Annotated in this window: 15 protein-coding genes; 11 read left to right on the forward strand and 4 right to left on the reverse strand. The window is 75.0% G+C overall.

What is annotated here, in order from left to right; translation table 11 throughout:
- The first annotated feature begins 127 nt into the window (after positions 1 to 127).
- The 4 genes from ACZ5WK_RS03970 (at position 128) to ACZ5WK_RS03985 (ending at position 4,959) form a co-directional block, all read left to right on the forward strand.
- Positions 128 to 3,265 (forward strand): sensor histidine kinase, encoded by a 3,138-nt coding sequence (locus ACZ5WK_RS03970; protein WP_465544656.1) that lies wholly within the window; start codon positions 128 to 130, stop codon positions 3,263 to 3,265.
- The gene (locus ACZ5WK_RS03975) at positions 3,262 to 3,672 is read left to right on the forward strand and encodes a roadblock/LC7 domain-containing protein (protein ID WP_465544658.1); all 411 of its coding nucleotides are present in this window, start codon (positions 3,262 to 3,264) and stop codon (positions 3,670 to 3,672) included. Before ACZ5WK_RS03970 ends, ACZ5WK_RS03975 begins: the two co-directional genes overlap by 4 nt.
- 92 nt (positions 3,673 to 3,764) lie before the next feature.
- The gene (locus tag ACZ5WK_RS03980) at positions 3,765 to 4,226 is read left to right on the forward strand and encodes a DUF742 domain-containing protein (RefSeq protein ID WP_465545225.1); all 462 of its coding nucleotides are present in this window, start codon (positions 3,765 to 3,767) and stop codon (positions 4,224 to 4,226) included.
- The gene (locus ACZ5WK_RS03985; RefSeq protein WP_465544660.1) at positions 4,207 to 4,959 is read left to right on the forward strand and encodes a GTP-binding protein; all 753 of its coding nucleotides are present in this window, start codon (positions 4,207 to 4,209) and stop codon (positions 4,957 to 4,959) included. The genes ACZ5WK_RS03980 and ACZ5WK_RS03985 overlap by 20 nt, the downstream gene beginning before the upstream one ends.
- A 171-nt stretch (positions 4,960 to 5,130) precedes the next feature.
- Here ACZ5WK_RS03985 and ACZ5WK_RS03990 read toward each other — a convergent pair whose 3' ends face one another.
- Positions 5,131 to 5,505, reverse strand: coding sequence for a hypothetical protein (locus tag ACZ5WK_RS03990; protein WP_465544662.1), 375 nt, complete (start codon positions 5,503 to 5,505; stop codon positions 5,131 to 5,133).
- A gap of 390 nt (positions 5,506 to 5,895) precedes the next feature.
- On the opposite strand from ACZ5WK_RS03990, the gene ACZ5WK_RS03995 reads away from it, so the two are divergent.
- Together ACZ5WK_RS03995 and ACZ5WK_RS04000 are read left to right on the forward strand one after the other, a co-directional pair.
- Entirely contained in the window at positions 5,896 to 6,543 is a 648-nt protein-coding gene (locus ACZ5WK_RS03995) for an RNA polymerase sigma factor (protein ID WP_465544664.1), read from the forward strand.
- 45 nt (positions 6,544 to 6,588) lie between these two features.
- Positions 6,589 to 7,545 (forward strand): hypothetical protein, encoded by a 957-nt coding sequence (locus ACZ5WK_RS04000; protein WP_465544666.1) that lies wholly within the window; start codon positions 6,589 to 6,591, stop codon positions 7,543 to 7,545.
- A gap of 242 nt (positions 7,546 to 7,787) precedes the next feature.
- Here ACZ5WK_RS04000 and ACZ5WK_RS04005 read toward each other — a convergent pair whose 3' ends face one another.
- Entirely contained in the window at positions 7,788 to 9,212 is a 1,425-nt protein-coding gene (locus ACZ5WK_RS04005; RefSeq protein ID WP_465544668.1) for a cation:dicarboxylate symporter family transporter, read from the reverse strand.
- Between the two features lie 251 nt (positions 9,213 to 9,463).
- Between ACZ5WK_RS04005 and ACZ5WK_RS04010 the strand changes: the two genes are divergently transcribed.
- The gene (locus ACZ5WK_RS04010) at positions 9,464 to 11,194 is read left to right on the forward strand and encodes a sensor histidine kinase (RefSeq protein WP_465544670.1); all 1,731 of its coding nucleotides are present in this window, start codon (positions 9,464 to 9,466) and stop codon (positions 11,192 to 11,194) included.
- Complete coding sequence (locus ACZ5WK_RS04015; protein WP_465544672.1) at positions 11,191 to 11,937, forward strand: response regulator; 747 nt, start codon at positions 11,191 to 11,193, stop codon at positions 11,935 to 11,937. The genes ACZ5WK_RS04010 and ACZ5WK_RS04015 overlap by 4 nt, the downstream gene beginning before the upstream one ends.
- A 34-nt stretch (positions 11,938 to 11,971) precedes the next feature.
- Here ACZ5WK_RS04015 and ACZ5WK_RS04020 read toward each other — a convergent pair whose 3' ends face one another.
- On the reverse strand, positions 11,972 to 12,337 hold the full coding sequence (locus ACZ5WK_RS04020; RefSeq protein ID WP_465544674.1) for a PH domain-containing protein: 366 nt from the start codon (positions 12,335 to 12,337) through the stop codon (positions 11,972 to 11,974).
- Between the two features lie 191 nt (positions 12,338 to 12,528).
- Entirely contained in the window at positions 12,529 to 13,152 is a 624-nt protein-coding gene (locus ACZ5WK_RS04025; protein ID WP_465544676.1) for a class I SAM-dependent methyltransferase, read from the reverse strand.
- 156 nt (positions 13,153 to 13,308) lie between these two features.
- Between ACZ5WK_RS04025 and ACZ5WK_RS04030 the strand changes: the two genes are divergently transcribed.
- From ACZ5WK_RS04030 to ACZ5WK_RS04040, 3 genes are all read left to right on the forward strand, one after another.
- Positions 13,309 to 14,802 carry a diaminobutyrate--2-oxoglutarate transaminase family protein gene (locus ACZ5WK_RS04030; RefSeq protein ID WP_465544678.1) on the forward strand — a complete coding sequence of 498 codons (1,494 nt, stop codon included), beginning with the start codon at positions 13,309 to 13,311 and terminating at the stop codon, positions 14,800 to 14,802.
- A complete protein-coding gene (locus ACZ5WK_RS04035; protein WP_465544680.1) occupies positions 14,799 to 16,328 on the forward strand; it encodes a pyridoxal phosphate-dependent decarboxylase family protein in 1,530 nt (509 codons plus the stop codon). The genes ACZ5WK_RS04030 and ACZ5WK_RS04035 overlap by 4 nt, the downstream gene beginning before the upstream one ends.
- Before the next feature lie 472 nt (positions 16,329 to 16,800).
- Positions 16,801 to 17,598 carry a tRNA-dependent cyclodipeptide synthase gene (locus ACZ5WK_RS04040; RefSeq protein ID WP_465544682.1) on the forward strand — a complete coding sequence of 266 codons (798 nt, stop codon included), beginning with the start codon at positions 16,801 to 16,803 and terminating at the stop codon, positions 17,596 to 17,598.
- The last annotated feature ends 77 nt before the right edge of the window (positions 17,599 to 17,675 follow it).

The raw sequence follows: 17,675 nt of genomic DNA on the forward strand, positions 1-17,675 counted from the left end.
CCCCCTGGCTGTCCGCCGGTGGCCTCCCTCGGGGCTCCCCGTCGGCATCCTTCGCCGGTGTTCCCCGCCGGCTCCCCGTTTCCGACGTCCTGTACCGCACGTCCCCCGCCCGAAAGGCTCCTCACCCATGCGCGAAAGCCGCGGTACCGCGCCCGGTACCCGCCGGGGTGCCCACGCCGGGCCGCCCACCCGGCTTGCTCGTGAAGCGACCCGCCGCACACCCCGCCCCGGCCCGCGCGGGCTGCGCCCCCGGACCGTCCGTGCCCGGATCGTGGCACTGCTCATGGTCCCGGTGGTGTCCGTGCTGGCGCTCTGGGCGTTCGCCAGCGTCACCGCCGCCCAGGACGTCTGGGACCTGCTGCGGCTGCGCGAGGCCCAGCGCACCGTGCTCACCCCCGTCGGCGCGACCGTCGCCGGCCTCCAGGCCGAACGCGCCGCCACCGGGCAGGTGTTGGCCGCTCCTGGAGCCGCCCGGGAGAGCGCCCTGCGCGAGGCCGCCGTCGCCACCGACCGGGCCCTCGCCCCGCTCTTCCTCGATGCCCGGTCCGGCGGCCGGAACCCGGGCGGTCCGGACGGTCAGGACGGTCAGGGCGGTCAGGGCGGCAACAGCCAGGGCGGCCCGGGCCGCGGCAGCACGGGCGACGGCGGCAACAGCCAGGGCTACAACCGGGCCGACGCCCAGGGCCTCGGCCCGGACGCCGCCGCCCGGCTGGACGCGCTCGGCGCCGCCGTCGGTGCGCTGCCCGAGCTGCGGACCCGGGTGCTGGCCCGCGGTGTCGGCTGGCCCGAGGCGTACGCCGCGTACGGGGCCGCCGTGGACCGGGCGTTGGCGGTGGCCGGGGCACTCACCCCGATGCAGGACCACCGGGTCGCCTCGGACGCCCGGGTCCTGCTGGAGTTCGCCCGCTCGCGTGAACTCCTCAGCCGCGAGGACGCGCTGCTGCGCGCCGCCCAGCTCTCCGGCGGCCTCGCCGAGGACCAGTTGCGCGAGTTCTCCGGTGCCGTCTTCGCCCGCCGTCAGTTCGAGCAGGGCTCCGCTGCCGACCTGCGCCCCGAGGACCGCGCCGCCCTGCTCGCGGTCACCGGGGGCCAGGACCACCGGGACCTCACCTCCTACGAGGACAAGGTCCGCACCGCCGCCGGCGGTCGCGCCGCGGCAGCCGCCGTCCCGCCCGAACGCTGGTCGGTGGCGGCGGGCAACGTCGCCCGCGACCTGCGCGCCGTCGAGGACACGGCCGGCCGGGCGGCGTCCGACCGGGAAGACCCGTACGCGCTGGGCCTGTTCACGCCGGCCGGGGCGGCCGTGTTTCTCGGTCTGGCCGGTGTGGTGGCCTCGCTGGTGATCTCGGTGCAGATCGGGCGCGGCCTGGTCACCGAGCTGATCGGCCTCCGGAACTCGGCCCTCGAACTGGCCGGGCGCAAACTGCCGGCCACGATGCGGCGGTTGCGCGCCGGCGAGGAGGTGGACATCGACGCCGAGGCGCCCGTCCCGGTGCACGGCAGCGACGAGATCGGCCAGGTGCACGGCGCGCTCGGCACCGTCCGGCGGGCGGCGGTCACCGCGGCGGTCGAACGGGCCGAGGTGCTCTCCGGCGTCTCCGGCGTCTTCGTCAACCTCGCCCGGCGCAGTCAGGTCCTGGTTCACCGCCAACTCACCTTGCTGGACGCCATGGAGAGGCGGACGGAGGACCCGGCCGAACTGTCCGACCTGTTCCGGCTGGACCACCTCACCACCCGGATGCGCCGCCACGCCGAGGGCCTGATCATCCTCTCCGGCGCCGCCCCCGGCCGGGCCTGGCGCAAACCGGTCCCGTTGCTGGACGTGGTGCGCGCCGCCGTCTCCGAGGTCGAGGAGTACGCCCGGGTCGAGGTCCACCGGCTCCCGTACGCGGCGGTCACCGGGCAGGCCGTCGCCGACCTCACCCACCTGGTCGCCGAACTGGTCGAGAACGCGACCGGCTTCTCGCCGCCGCACACCCGGGTGCATGTCCGGGGTGAACAGGTCGGCAACGGCTACGCGTTGGAGATCGAGGACCGCGGCCTCGGTATGGGATCGGAGGTGCTCGCGGACGCCAATCGGCGGATCGCCGCGGCCGAGCAGACCGATCTCTTCGACAGCGACCGGCTCGGCCTGTTCGTGGTCAGCCGGCTGGCCCGGCGGCACGGAGTCCGGGTCTCGCTCCAGACCTCCGCGTACGGCGGGACGACCGCCGTGGTGCTGTTGCCCACCGTGCTGCTGGCCGATGAAAGTCCTCGGGTGCGGCATGAAATCCAGGACGTGGTACCGGAGTTGGATGTCGATCCGGCGCCTGGGGAGGTCTCCGGCCGCCCGGGCCACGGGCCCTGGTACGACGAACCGGCCTTTCCCGTCGTCGAATTCGCCGGGCCCGAGGCCGTGAGGCCCGCCCCTGCGGAGCCCGAGGTCGTGGCGCCCGCGTTCGTGAAGCCCGCGTTCGTGAAGCCTGCGGGCGTCAAGCCTGCGTTCGTCGGTCCAGCGGCGGAGACGCCCGATCCCGGCACGCCCGCGCCTGCGACGCCCGCGCCTGCGACGCCGCCCGGGCACGCCGGGGCCTCGTGCGCCGGGACCGGGTACACCCCGGCGGACGGAGTGCCGGGCGCCGAGCCGCCGTCGGAGAGCGGCGCACTGCGGCCGTTCGGCGCCCGGGGCGGCGACCCCGGGGTGCTGCGCCCCATCCCGTTCCGGGCTTCCGGGGCCCGCGCGGACGGTCCGGCGGTGGACGCGGGCCCGCTGCCGCCGGCGGCAGCCCCTGCCGTTCGGCCGGTCCGGGCCGTCCGTGGTCACCGGGCCGAGGCCGCTCCCGGAGCCACGCCCTCCGCCGTGCTCACCGGCCCGTCCGGCGTGAACCCCGCCGCCGGACCTGCGGGGCCGGCCGGGCCTGCCGGGCCGGACGAGCTGCCCCGGCGGGTCCGCCAGGCCAGCCTCGTCCCGCAGTTGCGCGACGCCCCGCCGCGGCCGGCTCCGGGCCGCCGTCGCGGCGTCGCCGCATCCGCTCCCGGACGCAACCCGGAGGCGGCCCGGGCCGCGATGTCCGCGTTCCAGGCCGGCTGGGCCCGCGGCACACGCCCACAGGTCCGCGACGAGCACCACGACGACCACTGGGACCAGCAGCGGGACCAGCACCCGGACCAACGGCACCCCGACCAGTACCCGGCGCAACGTCGCCCGGACCGCCGTCCGGACGGGACGCCGGTGCCCCCGCACCACCCCCTCCCACCGCACCACCACGAAGGAGAGCGTCCATGATCGGCACCACCCACCGCGCGGGAGAGCTCAACTGGCTGCTCGACGACCTGGTCTCGCGGGTCGTCGAGGTCCGGTTCGCCGTGATGCTCTCCGCCGACGGCCTCGCCATGGGCGCCTCGGCCGGCCTCGGCCGCGAGGACGGCGAGCATCTGGCCGCCGTCGCCTCCGCCTTCCACAGCCTTGCCAAGGGCGCGGGCCGGCACTTCGAGGCCGGCGAGGTCCGCCAGACCATGGTCGAGCTGGAGCACGGCTTCCTGTTCGTGGCCGCCGCGGGCGAGGGCACCTGCCTGGCGGTGTTCTCCACCGCCGACGCCGACCTCGGCCTGGTCGCGTACGAGATGGCCAGACTGGTCCGCCGGGTCGGCGAGCACCTGTTCACACCACCGCGCAGCGCGGACGGCCGGTGAGCCGGGTGCCGCATCCGGACGAACAGCCGTACCGACAGCCTCACGAGCCGCCGCCCAACACCACGCCGCCCAACACCACGCCGTCCGGCACCATGCAGCCCAGCACCACACCGTCCAGGACCACACCGTCCAGGACCCCGCCGCTCGCCAGGAATCCGCTCGCCGCCGCCTACCGCTCGCGCTGGTACGACGACGAGGCCGGGCCGCTGGTCCGCCCGTACGCGATGACCAGGGGGCGGACCAGGCCCACCGGGCGGGAGTTCGACCTGATCGCCCTGGTCGTCAGCGATGTCCCGGACCCGGCGGACTTCCCGGACGCGCCGGACGTGCCGGTCGGCCCCGAGCAGGGCCTGATCCTGGACCTCTGCCGCGGCAACGCCCTCTCGGTGGCCGAGATCGCCGCCGACCTCGACCTGCCGCTCGGCGTGGTGCGGGTGCTGCTAGGCGATCTGCTGGCGGCCGGCTGCATCCGGGTCAGCCGCCCCGTCCCACCCGCACTGCTCCCTGACGAGCGCATCCTCCAGGAGGTCATCCATGGACTCCGCGCACTCTGACCGCCCGTACGCCGACAGCCTTTACGGGGACGGCCCGCCCGAGACCGGGGGGGAGGAGCCCGGGAACGGGCGCGAGAACGGCGGGGGTCGGGACGGGGGTCGGGACGGGGCCGAGGACGAGGGCCCCTCGGACACCGCCGCCCCCTCGGACACCCCCGTGCTCGCCCTGAAGATCCTGGTCGCGGGCGGATTCGGGGTCGGCAAGACCACCCTGGTCGGGTCGGTCAGCGAGATCCGCCCGCTGCGCACCGAGGAGAGGCTCACCGAGGCCGGGCGGGGCGTGGACGACACCGGTGGGGTCGAACAGAAGACCACCACGACGGTGGCCATGGACTTCGGCCGGATCACCATCCGCGAGGGCCTGTCCGTCTATCTCTTCGGTACGCCGGGGCAGGACCGGTTCTGGTTCCTCTGGGACGAGCTGGCGCAGGGCGCGCTCGGGGCGGTGGTGCTCGCCGACACCCGGCGGCTGACCGACTGCTTCCCCGCGGTGGACTTCTTCGAGCACCGGGGTATTCCGTTCGTGGTGGCGGTCAACCGTTTCGCCGGCACCCGTGACTTCGGGACGGAGGAGGTCGCCCGGGCGCTGGACCTGGAGTCCGGCACCCCGGTGGTGCTCTGCGACGCGCGCCGCCGAGCCTCCGGTAAGCAGGTACTGATCAACCTGGTCGAGCACGCCGGCCGGGTGCACGCCGCCCGCCTGCTGGCCGATGCCGGCGCGGCCGTGAGGTAGGGCACGGCAACGGCCTGGCCCGGCAAGAGCGGAGAGGGGTGCCACCCGTGCGGGCGGCACCCCTCGGTGCTGTGTCGGAGCCCTTCAGCCGGTCTCCTTCGAAGGGCTTCAGCCGGTCGGTCGGTTCTGTCGTCGGAGCGCGCCTGCCGGAGTGCTGCCGCCGGTGGTCGGTCAGCCGCGGCTCTGGAAGACGATCCGGGTCCAGCTGGAGCCCGGGCAGTTGCCCCAGACCGCCCACGGCTGGGACCGGGCGCCGATCCAGAGGCCGGTGGTGGACGTGCCGTTGGCACAGTAGGTGATGGTGCGCAGCTCGCCGGAGTAGATCCGGCAGTTGCCCTCCCAGCGCCAGCCGTAGTCGGCGGTGATGGTGCAGTGGTAGGAGGCGGTGATGGCCTCGGACGACGCGGCGCCCGAGCCGGCGGAGATGCTCTGGTCGGCGGCGGGCGTGGCGGCGGCGGCCGGCAGGGTCGCGGTGCCGAGCACGCCGAGGGCGGCCGCGGCCACCATCCCGAGCTTGGCGATGTTCCGGGCGATGCAACCTGACATGGTGATCTCTCCTCGCTGGTGCTGTCTGCCCCGTCCGGGTGGGGGTCTGAATCGGAATTTCCCGTGCCCCGTCGGGGTGATGACGCATTGCACACGAATGACTGCGCACGGTGAGACGACGAACTACGATGTGATGTGAGTCACAGGCCGGCTGGCGATCGGATCGTCGGCCGTGCCTTCGGGGTGCCGATTTCCGAGGGGAGCGGCATGGAATTCACCGGTCGGTGCCGGGGTGGGCGGGATCCGGACATCGCCGCCGCTCCCGGGGCGGAGGATCGTGCGGCGGCCGCGCGCGGTGAGGTGGGGCTCGGTGCACCGGATCGCAGCACACCGGACCGCGGTGCGCGGGATCCGGGTCCGGCCGATCCCGAAACGGCGGAATTCAACCGGGTGTTCACGGAAATGCTGCCGCGGCTCCACCGGGCGGCGGTCTCGCTCACCGGAAGCCCGTTCGCGGCCGGGGACATCGTGCACGACGCGTATCTGCGCATCGCCCGCAGGCCCGAGCGGTTTCTCCGTCATCCCCAGCCCTATGCCTACGCGTTCACCACCATGGCGAACATCGTGCGCGACCAGTGGCGCAGGGAGCGCCGCCGGGTGGTCGTTCCGGAGCAGGCCGAGGGGGAGCGTGCCCGGGCCGACCCGCTCGGCGGGGGGCTGGGGGAGTTGCAGGCTCGCTGGGAGGTGGTCCGGCTGCTGCGGTTCCTGACCGCCAAGCAGGCCCGCGTGGTGGTGCTGGTCGACCTCGGCGGGTACACGGTCGACGAGGCGGCGGTCCTGCTGGGCGTGCACCGCTCCACGCTGGCGGTCACCCGGCGCCGCGCGCTGAGCCGGCTCCGGGCCGTCCTCGAACGCGAGCGCGACCGGGCGGACGACTGCGACCGGGTGGACGGCCGGGAGGGCGGCAGCGACCTGGGCGGCAGCGACCTGGGCGGCAGTGGCGGTGGCGGTGGCGGTGGCAACAGCGGCAGCGGCCGCGACGGCGCCGGCGGCCGCGCTGCGGCGAGGCCGCCGTCCCGGCCCGACGCACCGAGCTGACGACAAGTCAGCTGATGCGCCGCCCCGGCCCGTACGCTGCGATCCGTGATCACGTACGAGGAGCACCGGCTCCGCGCCCTGGCCGAGGACGGCCGCTGGCCCGAACTGCTGGGCGCCTACCGCCAGGCCCGGGCCGCCGCCGTGTCGCGCGCGGGCGAGGGCCGGGCGGCGGCCGCGACCGCACCGCTCGGCCACCTGATCGCGTACGCCGCGCCGCCCGAGCTGGCCGTGCGGCTGTTCGACCCGGACGGCGGACCCGGCACCGCCGCCGGGGTCGCGGACCATGACGCCGGGCCGCTCTGGGAGGTGCTGGCCACCCGGCACTCGTGGCTGCGGCTGGCCCCGCTGCTCGGCCCGGCGCCGGTGCGCCGGCTGGTCGCCCACACCCGGGTGCTGATCGGCGAGGACCTCTCGTACGGCGCCGAGCCGGACCCGGAGGGCGTCCCGCTGGTGCTGGAGCCCTGGGAGTCGGCGGGCTGGGGCGAGGGCACGCGGGTCCGGGACTACCTGCCGCGCGGCGGCTCGCGCAGCGCACTGCTGACGCTGCCCGCCACCCGGGAGGGCCTGGGCCCGGTGCTGCTGCCCGAGCCGGGAGCGCGCCTGCGCGGTCAGCGGGCGACGCGGGCGTTGGCCGCGCTGGCGGAGTGGGCGGAGGTGGCCTGCGTCCGGGGGCCGGCGCCGCAGGCGGCCGGGCAGCTGGCTCCGGGCCGACGGGTCACCGGCGGGTACCTGCCGTTCGCCATCGCCTACCCGGTGCTGGTGCAGGCGGCCGCGGCGGACCTGGCGCACGGCTCGGCGGACGGCAGGCTCGCGCTCTGGCGGGCGCTCGGCGCGATGGCCGGCGGCGACGGGCCGAACCGTGCCGAGGTGAACGCGCTGGTGGCCCGGATGCGCTGCTTCACCTGGTGCGACCCGGCGGACGGCCTGCGCCACGTCCACGTCGCGATGGAGGACCCGGCGAGCGGCCTGAGCTGGGCGGTCAGCGGATCGGACGAGCCCTGACGCGTGCGCGCGGGGCCGCGGGAGAGGGCAGCGGGGGGCGGGGCCGTGGGGCCGCGGGAGAGGGCAGCGGGGGGCGGGGCCGTGGGGCCGTGGGGGGCGGGGTCGCGGGGACAGGGCCGCGAGGCGGTGGCGCGAGGGCCGGGCAGGCCCGGTGTGCGACGGACCCCGGCCCGGCGCCGCCCGGGGGATCGGGCTGCGGCGCCGGGCCGGGGAGTAGGGGAGTGCAGGAGTGGGAGCGGAGGTCAGGCGGCCGCCGGGCTCGGCGCTCCACCCTGCGGCGGGACGGTCTCCGGCGGCGCGGGAGCGGCGTCAGGAGCCTCTGCGGCCCCGGACGAGGCCGGGCCGCCGTGCGCGTCGACCAACGTCCGCTCGTCGAACGGCACCTCGCCCGCCAGCACCTGCCGGGCCCGCTCGCGGTCGAACTCACCGGTCCAGTGTCCGATCAGCACGGTGGCCACGGCGTTGCCCGCGAAGTTGGTGAGCGCCCGCGCCTCCGACATGAAGCGGTCGATGCCGACGATCAGGCCGACCCCGTCCACCAGTGCCGGCTTGTGCGACTGCAGCCCGCCGGCCAGGGTGGCCAGCCCGGCGCCGGTGACCCCGGCCGCACCCTTGCTGGCGATGATCATGAAGACCAGCAGCGAGGCCTGCTCGCCCAGCGACATCGGCTTGTCCATCGCCTCGGAGATGAAGATCGAGGCCATGGTCAGGTAGATCGCGGTGCCGTCGAGGTTGAAGCTGTAGCCGGTCGGGACGGTGATGCCGACGACCGGGCGGCTGACGCCCAGGTGCTCCATCTTGGCGATCAGCCGGGGCAGCGCGCTCTCCGAGGAGGAGGTGGAGAGGATCAGCAGGAACTCGCGGCCGAGGTAGCGAAGCAGCGTGAACACGTTGACGCCCGCGACCAGCCGCAGCAGCGCGCCGAGCACCACCACCACGAAGAGCGCGCAGGTGATGTAGAAGCCGATCATGATGACGGCGAGGCTCTTCAGCGCGGCCGTGCCGGTGGCGCCGACCACCGCGGCCATCGCCCCGAAGGCGCCGATCGGGGCCACCCACATGATCATCGACATGACCCGGAACACCAGTCGCTGCACGTGCTCGATCCCGCGCAGCACGGGCGCGCCGGCCGGGCCCATCGCCTGCAGCGCGAAGCCGGCCAGCAGGGCGACCAGCAGGGTCTGCAGCACCTTGCCCTCGGTGAGGGCCGAGAGCATGGTGGTCGGGATCATCCCGAGCAGGAAGTCGGTGGTGGACTGGGCCGCCCCGGCGGCGGCCTGGGCGTGTCCGGACTTGGCCAATGCGGCGGTCAGGTGCAGTCCGCCGCCGGGCTCCAGCAGGTTGCCGACCGCCAGGCCGATGCCCAGTGCCACCGTCGACATGGTGAGGAAGTAGCCGAGGGCCAGACCGCCGACCTTGCCGACCTTGGCGGCCTTGGTCACGGAGCCGATGCCCAGCACGATGGTGCAGAAGATGACGGGGCTGATCATCATCTTGATCAGGTTGACGAAGCCGGTCCCGACCGGCTTCAGCTCGACCGCGAACTTCGGTGCGGCCAGGCCGACCACCACGCCCGCGACCACGGCCACGATGACCGCGAGATAGAGGTAGTGGGTGCGGTCCTTCCGTCTGACCCCCGCCTGCGGTCCTGCTCCTGTGATCGACATCTGCGGCTCCTTCGCCCTGCAGTCCTGGCGGCCCCGGGTGGTGGGCCGCTCCGACTATGTGCTGCGCAGTGACGGAGGTCACGTTTGCGTTCATAGAGTTCATGTACGCCCGCGCCCCTCGGGCCGGCCGCCCGCGTCCCGTGGCTCGGCTGCCTGCGTTCCTCCGTGCGCCGGTCCGCGCCCCGCAGGTCGGCTGCCCGCGTTCCGCCGCCCACCTGGACGCCGGGCCGCCGTGGTGCACACTGGCAGGCATGTCCCCGCGCACGCTCCCCACGCCGCGCCGGCTGGTGCGCAGCCTGGCCGGACAGCTCTTCGTTGTCCAGGTGGTCATCGTCGCCGCCGTGGTGGCCGGGGGTGCCGTGCTCGCGTACCTGTTCACCGCCGGCCGGGCCGAGGACGCGGCCCGCGCCCAGGTCACCGCCGTCGCCCGGTCGGTCGCCGACTCACCGTCCGTGCGGGCCGCCGTCGCCGGGCCCGACCCGACCGCCGTCCTCCAGCCGTACGCCGAGCAGGTGCGGGCCGACACCGGGGTCTCGTTCATCACGGTGATGGACACCGCCGGGGTGCGCTGGACCCACCCGCTGCCCGAGCAGATCGGCAAGACCTTCCTCGGCCACATCGACTGGGCGCTCGCCGGGGAGACCCGCAGCGAGACGTACACCGGCACGCTCGGCCCGTCCGTCCGGGTGGTCACGCCGGTGCTGGACGAGCGGCACCGGGTGGTCGCGCTGGTCAGCGCGGGCATCACGGTGAAGTCCATCTCCGCCCAGCTGAGCGGGCCTCTGCTGGCCCTGGCCGGTGTCGCGGTGGCCGCGCTGGCGCTCGGCGGGGTCGGCACCTACCTCGCCAACTCCCGGCTGCGGCGGCACACCCACGGCATGGGACCGGCCGAGCTCAGCCACCTCTACGAGTACCACCAGGCCACCCTGCGCTCGGTGCGCGAGGGGCTGGTGCTGCTGGACCGCCGCCACCGGGTGGTGCTCTGCAACGACGCGGCCCGCGAACTCCTCGGGCTGACCGGTGACTTGGAAGGCCTCCCGGTCGACGGTCTGGGGCTGCCGGAGGCACTGGTGGCGGCCGTACTCGGGGCGGAGCCGGTCCGGGACGAGGTCCACCTCACCGCCGAACGCGTCGTGGTGCTCAACACCTCCACCATCGGCACCGGCCTCGGCCGGGTCCTCACCCTCCGCGACCATACCGAACTGCAGTCGTTGAGCGGAGAGTTGGACTCCGTTCGCGGCTTCACCGAGGCGCTCGGCGCACAGGCGCACGAGGCCGCCAACCGGCTGCACGCCGTGGTCTCGCTGATCGAACTCGGGCGTCACCAGGAGGCGGTGGAGTTCGCGACCGCCGAACTCGCCCTCGCCCAGCAGCTCACCGACCGCGTGGTCGCCGCCGTGGGCGAGCCGGTACTGGCCGCGCTGCTGCTCGGCAAGGCCGCCCAAGCCGCCGAGCGGGGAGTCGAGTTGACGCTCACCGAGGACAGTCGGATCGACGACGGCGTGCTGCCGCCCGGCCTCTCCGCCCGCGACCTGATCACCGTCCTCGGCAACCTGATCGACAATGCGGTGGACGCGGCCATCGCCGGCGCCGCCGAGAGCCCCGATCCACCCGAGGTCACCGTCACCGCCCGGATCGACGCCCTCCGGCCCGAGAGCACCCGGGCCGACGTCACCCTGCCCGACAGCGCCCGGATCGATGCCGCCGCGCCCGACGCCGCCCGGCCCGAGGGCGAGCACCTGCTGCTGCGGGTCGCCGACACCGGCACCGGCATCGACCCGGCCGCCGTGGAGGATGTGTTCCGGCGCGGTTGGAGCACCAAGCAGGACGGCCGCGGGCACGGGCTCGGGCTCGCCCTCGTGGCCCAGGCCGCCCGGCGCAACGGCGGCACCGTCGAGGTCGGCCGGGACCGCGGCGCGGTGCTCACCGTCCGGCTGCCGCTGAGCCGGCTGCCCCGCCGCCGTGAGGCGGTGGCGTCGTGAGCCGCTCCCCGGGCCGGCCGGACATCGCGGCCCGGCCCGACATCTCCGTCCTGGTGGTCGAGGACGACCCGGTGGCCGCCGCCGCCCACACCCTCTATGTCCAGCGCGAACCGGGCTTCCGTGCCGCCGGCACGGTGCACAGCTGTGCGGACGCGCTGCGCTTCCTGGACCGCGCCCGCGCCGCCGGCCGGCCCGTCGACCTCACCCTGCTCGACCTCTACCTGCCGGACGGGCACGGCCTCCAGCTCTGCGGCACCCTGCGCGCGGCCGGCCACACCACCGACGTCATCGCCGTCACCTCCGCCCGCGACCTCGCGATGGTCCGCCAGGCCGTCTCGGCGGGCGTCGTCCAGTACCTGCTCAAGCCGTTCAGCGCCGCCGCCCTGCACGACCGGCTGGAACGGTACGCCCGCTACCGTGACACGCTCGCCCGCACCGGCCAGGCCACCGGCCAGGACGAGGTCGACCAGGCCCTCGCCCTCCTGCGCACCCCCGAACGCACCGCCCTCCCCAAGGGGTTGAGCGCCCCCACCCTGGACACCGTGGCCACCGTCCTGCGCGATGCCCGTACCGGTCTCTCCGCAGCCGCCGCCGGCACGGCGGCGGGCGTCTCCCGCATCACCGCCCGCCGCTACCTCGAACACCTCGTCGACACCGGCCTCGCCGCCCGCGAACCCCAGTACGGCAACGTCGGTCGGCCCGAACTCTGTTACCGCTGGACGGGTGGGGGCGGGGGCGGATGAGGGCCGGCGGAGGACGGTGGCGGCCGGGTGCCTGCTAGCGGGCCACGAAGGCGGTGAGCAGCGCCTGGACCTCGTAGATGTCGACGCCCTTGGTGAAGTTCTTCGAGATCGGCAGTGCCGCGCCCGAGACCCATATCTTCAGCTCGGCGTCGAGGTCGAAGGTCCCGGCGGTCTCCACGGCGAAGTGGGTGATGCTGCGGTAGGGGACCGAGTGGTACTCGGTCTTCTTGCCGGTGATGCCCTGCTTGTCGATCAGGATCAGCCGCCGGTCGGTGAACAGGAAGGTGTCGCGCACCAGCTGGTAGGCGGCCTGCACCTGCTCGCCCTGGCCGAACAGCCGGGAAAACTCCTTCTGGGCCTCGGCGTTGTCCACCCGGTGTGCGTTGCCGAAGAGCGCCATGCGTCGTCCTTCCGTCAGGCACCCGGCTCGGGTGCGTCGGGCACCGAGTCTGGCACGGCGGCGATCTCGGGTCGGAGTGGGCCCCTGGTCGGAACGGCCGGGCGAGGTCGGGTCGGAGTGGGCCCCTGGTCGGAACGGCCGGGCGAGGTCGGCCGGGTGGCCCGGACGGGGGCCGGGCGGCCGTCCCGCAGTTACCGGCGTCCGGCCCGCACGAGGTACTGGTCCTCCGTGTCCGTGTAGCTGTCCAGCCGCCAGCCGGCGGCGGTCAGCAGGGGGCGGAGGTTGGGCTCGGCGCGGAGGTCGTCAGGGGTGAGCTCGCGGCCGTGGCGGGCGGCGAGGGCGGCGCGGCCGATGGGGTGGAAGAGGGCGAGCGTGGCGCCGGGGCGGCTGATGCGGGCGAGTTCGCGCAGAGTGCGGGCCGGGTCGGGGAGGTGGGAGATCAGGCCGGCGGCGAAGACGGCGTCGAGGGTGGCGTCGGGGAGCGGGAGGCGGGCGCAGTCGGCGAGCAGCAGGGTGGCGGTGCCGGGGTGGCGGGCGTCGGCCTCGTGCAGCATCTCGGGGGTGACGTCGGCGCCGATCACCCGGCCCTCGGGGCCGACCGCCGCGCGCAGTAGAGGGAGCGCGCGACCGGTGCCGCAGCCTGCGTCGAGTACGGAATCGCCCGCCCGCAGGCCGAGTCCGGCGATCGCGGCGGCGTAGCGGGGGCCGTCGTCGGGGAAGCGGGCGTCCCAGCCGGCGGCGCGGGCGGCGAAGAACTCGCGGGTGCGGGCCAGTTCGGCGGCGTACGGGGAGGTCGGAGGCGTGGACGGCGACATGCGGCGAGCGTAGCGCCCGGCCGTAACCTCCGGCCCGGCCGATCGTTGGGGAATCGGGCTCCCCGTCACTCGCTCGGGTGGTTCTCGTGCCCCGTGGCGCTCCCGCCCAGGCCAGGGAAGTAAAGTTAGGCTTACCTAACTTCTTGGGAGTCCGTCTTGACGCTCGCCGCCGTCCCCGCCACCGGGTCCGCTGCCGTCCCCGCCCAGGCCCAGGGCGGCGACGCCATTCTGCGCCGCCAGCGCGTGCGCGAGTCCGCCGCCCGCACCTACGCCCGCTCGTTCCCGATCGTCCCGGTGCGCGCCAGCGGCATGACGGTCGAGGGCGCCGACGGCCGCCGCTACCTGGACTGCCTCTCCGGCGCCGGCACCCTCGCGCTCGGCCACAACCACCCGGTCGTCCTGGAGGCGATCCGCCGCACCCTCGACAGTGGCGCGCCGCTGCACCTGCTGGACCTCGCCACCGCCGAGAAGGACGAGTTCACCACCGCCCTGTTCGAGAGCCTGCCGCGGGAGTTCGGCGAACAGGCCCGGGTGCACTTCTGCGGGCCCGCCGGGACGGACGCCGTCGAGGCCGCGCTCAAGCTGATGCAGACCGCCACCGGCCGCTCCGGCGCCCTCGCCTTCACCGGCGCCTACCACGGCATGACCGCCGGCGCCCTCGCGCTCACCGGCAACGTCGCCGTCAAGGAGCCGCTGCCGGGCGGCGGCGAGGTGGTCCGGCTGCCCTACCCGTACGGCTACCGCTGCCCGTTCGGGGTCGGCGGCGAGGCGGGAGCCGGCCTCGCCGCCACCTACGCCGAGCGGCTGCTGGACGATCCCTCGGGCGGCGTGGTCCGGCCCGCCGCGATGGTCCTGGAGGCCGTGCAGGGTGAGGGTGGCGTCGTCCCCGCCCCCGACGAGTGGCTGCGCGCGATGCGCCGGATCACCGCCGAACGCGGCATCCCGCTGATCGTCGACGAGGTGCAGACCGGGGTCGGCCGCACCGGTGCGATGTGGGCGGTCGAGCACAGCGGGATCGTCCCGGACGCCATGGTGCTCTCCAAGGCGATCGGCGGCAGCCTGCCGCTCGCCGTCGTCGTCTACCGCACGGAGTACGACGGCTGGCGCCCCGGCGCGCACACCGGCACGTTCCGTGGCAACACCCTCGCCATGGCGGCCGGCGCGGCCACCCTCCGGTACGTCGCCGCGCACGGCCTGGCCGACCGGGCCGCGCTGGTCGGCGCCCGGATGACCGAGCGGCTCCGCGCGCTGGCCGGCGAACTCCCGGTGATCGGCGACGTGCGCGGGCGCGGGCTGATGATCGGCGTCGAACTGGTGGACCCGGCCGCCGAACCGGACGCCTGCGGGGCGCGCCCGGCCGCGCCCGCGCTCGCCGTCAAGGTCCGCGAGGCCTGCCTCGCGCGCGGGCTGATCGTCGAACTCGGCGGCCGGCACGACGCGGTGCTGCGTCTGCTCCCGCCGCTCACCATCACCGACGAGCAGGCCGACGCCGTCCTCGACCGGCTCGCCGACGCCATCGCGGCGGCTGCCCGGGCCGTGGGCGCCACCGGGACCGGGAGTGCCACCGGGGCGGGCCGCGCGCCCGCCCGTGCCGCCGACGGCGCGGTCGACGGCACGGCCGTCGCTACGGCTGTTGCGGAGGCCCGGTGAGCGGCCCGGGCTTCTCCGGGGTGCCGGAGCAGCCCGAGGAGCCCGGCCTCCCCGACGACCCCGCGGCCCCGCCCGACGCGCTGGCCGGCGGCGTGGCGGGCCCGGCCGCGCTCGGACCGCTGCTCGCCACCGTGCTGGACGCGCTGGACGCCGGCGCCGCCCGCCGCGGCGGCCCGCTGCCCGCCGGGCACCCGGCCGGGATCGCCGGCGCCGTCACCGACGGGCTGGCCGCCGCCCACGGCCCGCAGGCGCTCGCCACCCTCACCGAACTGCTCACCCATGGCGCCGCCGACCCCGCCGACCCGGCCTGCGCCGCCCACCTGCACTGCCCGCCACTGGCCGTCGCGGCCGCCGCCGACCTCGCCGTGAGCGTGCTCAACCCCTCCCAGGACTCCTGGGACCAGGCGCCCGCCGCGACCGCGCTGGAGACCGCACTGCTCGCCGAACTCGCCGCCCTGGTCGGCTACGACCCGGCCCACGCGGCCGGCGTGCTGACCTCCGGCGGCACCGAGTCCAACCTGATGGGCCTGATGCTGGCCCGGGACCAGAAACTCGACGGCATCGTGGAGCTGGACGGAATCCCGGCCGGCGCCGCACCCCGGATCATCGCCTCGCAGGCCGCGCACTTCTCCGTCCAGCGCGCCGCCGCCCTGCTCGGCCTCGGCGAGCGCGCCGTGATCCCCGTCCCGGTCGACCGCGAACTGCGGATGGACCCGGACGGGCTGGCGCGGGCCTTGGCCGAGACCTGCTGGGCCGGCCGGACCCCGATCGCCGTCGTCGCCACCGCAGGCACCACCGACACCGGTGCGATCGACCCGCTGCACACCGCCGCCGACCTCGCCGCCCGATACGGCGCCTGGCTGCACGTCGACGCCGCCTACGGCGGCGGCGCGCTGCTCTCCGACCGGCTCGCCCCGCTGCTCGACGGCATCGCCCGGGCCGACTCCGTCTCCCTCGACTGGCACAAGCTCGGCTGGCAGCCGGCCGCCGCCGGGGTCTTCCTGGTGCGCCGCGCCGAGACCTACGTCTCGCTCGCCCGCCGCGCCGAGTACCTCAACCCGGCCGACGACGAACGGGCCGGCTACCCCAGTCTGTTGGGGCAGTCGCTGCGCACCACCCGGCGGGCCGACGCCTTCAAGATCGCCGTCACCCTGCGCACCCTCGGCCGCGCCGGACTCGGCCGGCTGGTCGACGCCTGCCACCAACTGGCCATGGACGCCGCCGAGGTCGTCCGCGCCGAACCCGAACTGGAACTCCACGCCGAACCCGTCCTCACCACCGTGGTGTTCCGCTACCGCCCGCCCGGCGGGCAGGACGGAGCCGCGCTCGACGCGGTCAACGCCGAGGTGCGCCGGACCCTGCTGCGCACCGGCCGCGCCGTCGTCGGCCGGACCGAACTGCCCGGCGAGGGCCCGGGCCGGATCCGCCTGAAGCTGACCCTGCTCAACCCGCACACCACCGCCGCCGAGGTCGGCGAACTGCTGCACGCGATCGTACGGACCGGGCGGGACGTCCGGCCGGCGTAGCGCCGGGCCCCGGGCGGTCGTGTGCCCGGCGCGGCCGGTCCCGGCCCGCAGCGCGCCGCATTCCAAAACAACGCCTTTTCCCCGGAGGGATGTTGGAGGAAGGCACACTGGCGTGACATGCTGTCCGGGGGATATTCGGCCGCCCCCGAAAAGCCTCCGTGGACATACGTTTCCGCGGGAGTACAGGCCGATTCCGGCCGCCCGGTGATCAGATTTCGCCAACCCCCTGGCAGGGCTTGCGGAGATCCCGAAGAGCGGCGGTAACTTCATGTGGTCGCCGGCCCACCAAGAGCACACGGCTCCTCGGTGAAGGCCGCCTGACCAGGCGCGTGCCATCCGCATGCGGTGAGCTCACCCCCTACAGCCGAGTGAACTCCGCCTATCCGTCATGCACTTCGGTGAACCCCGGTAAAAACCGCGTGAACCACGTGAGACCAATCCTTTGACCAATCCTGCGAAGCGGAGGCAAGGCATGCGCGAAACCCTCCCGGGCGAAAGCGCCGTCACCATCGAACCGGCCACGTATGAGGCACTGCCGTTCTCCGACCGCTGCCGGGACATCTGGCGCCGCGGCGACCACCTGCTCATCGGCGTCAGTCCGGGAAACAGCTATTTCAGCCACCGCCGAATAGCCGAACTCATCGGGTGGGGGCAGGAGTTCTTCGAGAGAATCGACATCGTCCACGCCGACCTGCACGTCGAGGCGCAGTTCGAGAGCTTCGGCTACACCGCCGAGCACGCCCGGCGCCGGGCCGCCAAGGAGGTCAAGGCCACCGCCCGGCGGATCGCCCGCGGCGCCGAGGAGGCCGGCCGGCCCGACCGCGTCCGGATGCACGCGCTCTCCGAGTTCACCGGCCACCCCGCCTACCGGCGGCTGCACCGGCAGGCCCTTGACGCACTCGCCACCGACGGGGTGTTCCGTGAGGCCGCCGAGGGCATGGCGCGCGGGTTCCTGGCGGCCCGGATGGACGAGGGCCTGGTACCGAACGAGCCCCAACTCGCCGCCGGGCTCCGGTATATCACCGCTGAGCTGCCGTTTTTCCTGGACACCCCGGCGCTGCTCGGCGTGCCTTCCTCGGTCAGCTGCTACCACCTCCAACTGCCCCTCACCCCGGTCCTGTTCGGCCGCGACGAGGGGCTGCGCGCGGCGCCCGGCCAGGGGTACGCCGTGGTCCGTCCGGCGTCGCCGACCGCGTCCGCCCCGTCTGCCGCCGCTGCCGCCGCTGCCGCCGCTGCCTCCGTCGTCGTCGCGCCTGCGCACGCCGCCTGAAGCCGCGAGACCCCCGAACCGCGACCGCGAGACCCGGATCCCCAGAGCCATTCCCGCACCCCACACCTTGCAGCACC

This window comes from Kitasatospora sp. NPDC032757 (assembly GCF_055579305.1).

Bases quoted from the DNA above. Each gene is read 5' to 3' on its own strand.
- ACZ5WK_RS03970 (WP_465544656.1), top strand. From the start codon at position 128: ATGCGCGAAAGCCGCGGTACCGCGCCCGGTACCCGCCGGGGTGCCCAC.
- ACZ5WK_RS03975 (WP_465544658.1), top strand. From the start codon at position 3,262: ATGATCGGCACCACCCACCGCGCGGGAGAGCTCAACTGGCTGCTCGAC.
- ACZ5WK_RS03980 (WP_465545225.1), top strand. From the start codon at position 3,765: ATGCAGCCCAGCACCACACCGTCCAGGACCACACCGTCCAGGACCCCG.
- ACZ5WK_RS03985 (WP_465544660.1), top strand. From the start codon at position 4,207: ATGGACTCCGCGCACTCTGACCGCCCGTACGCCGACAGCCTTTACGGG.
- ACZ5WK_RS03990 (WP_465544662.1), bottom strand. From the start codon at position 5,505: ATGTCAGGTTGCATCGCCCGGAACATCGCCAAGCTCGGGATGGTGGCC.
- ACZ5WK_RS04005 (WP_465544668.1), bottom strand. From the start codon at position 9,212: ATGTCGATCACAGGAGCAGGACCGCAGGCGGGGGTCAGACGGAAGGAC.
- ACZ5WK_RS04010 (WP_465544670.1), top strand. From the start codon at position 9,464: ATGTCCCCGCGCACGCTCCCCACGCCGCGCCGGCTGGTGCGCAGCCTG.
- ACZ5WK_RS04020 (WP_465544674.1), bottom strand. From the start codon at position 12,337: ATGGCGCTCTTCGGCAACGCACACCGGGTGGACAACGCCGAGGCCCAG.
- ACZ5WK_RS04025 (WP_465544676.1), bottom strand. From the start codon at position 13,152: ATGTCGCCGTCCACGCCTCCGACCTCCCCGTACGCCGCCGAACTGGCC.
- ACZ5WK_RS04040 (WP_465544682.1), top strand. From the start codon at position 16,801: ATGCGCGAAACCCTCCCGGGCGAAAGCGCCGTCACCATCGAACCGGCC.